Origin of the sequence: Halorubrum sp. Atlit-26R (genome assembly GCF_003666015.1) — an archaeon.
Taxonomy (GTDB): Archaea; Halobacteriota; Halobacteria; order Halobacteriales; family Haloferacaceae; genus Halorubrum.
Map to the genome: position 1 here is coordinate 1 of NZ_QPLT01000258.1, position 656 is coordinate 656.

The following is a 656-nucleotide window of genomic DNA, read 5'->3' on the forward strand; positions in this document are numbered from 1 at the left end:
GCGAAGGCTTCGAGCCAGTTTTGAGCTGTCTCTAACGCGACATTGCTAAAACTATTCGCAAACGATGATGTTCGGCGTTCTATTTCCCAAAAGACACGTTCGATAGCATTCCGATTTCCATGTTGAATGACTTGAAATCGGTAGCCGTCTTCAGCGAGAACTGATCCGAGATAGTCTGCGTCATCGACGAGAAATTCCACGCTATCGAGCTGATAGAGCCGGTGGAGCTCGGTGAGAAACCATCGCGTCGTCTGTTTATTTGCGGTCGGATAGAGACTCACGTGAAGGATCTCGTTCGTCTGCGGATCAACCGCGCCGTACAGCCAGAACTTCTGGCCGTGGAGGCGGATCATCTTTTCGTCAACCGCGAGTTGATCCTCGGAGACGGTCGAGATCGGCTGTAGTTCGGCCTTATGAACCCAGTTATGGATCGCGACGTGACTCCGCTTGATCCCAAACAATTCAAGATGCTTACTTACCTCTCGCAGTGACATACCGGCCAAGTGACAGCGGATCCCTACTTCAATCGCCCATCGCGGCGTTCGATCTCGCTCCACAAACGACAAGTCGATCCACGCGATACGTTCGCTGAGGCGCTCGGTTTCGGCCATAGACACTCTGAAGTCGAGCGCCTCATCCTCTAACTTAACGCGACG

The 656-nt window shown here is 52.7% G+C and carries 1 protein-coding gene; it reads right to left on the minus strand.

The annotated features are described in order from the left end of the window. Positions 1-611 (minus strand): IS6 family transposase (locus tag DVK07_RS20445; RefSeq protein ID WP_121598582.1); only part of this gene is annotated, 611 nt, incomplete at its 3' end. Positions 612-656: the final 45 nt, after the last annotated feature.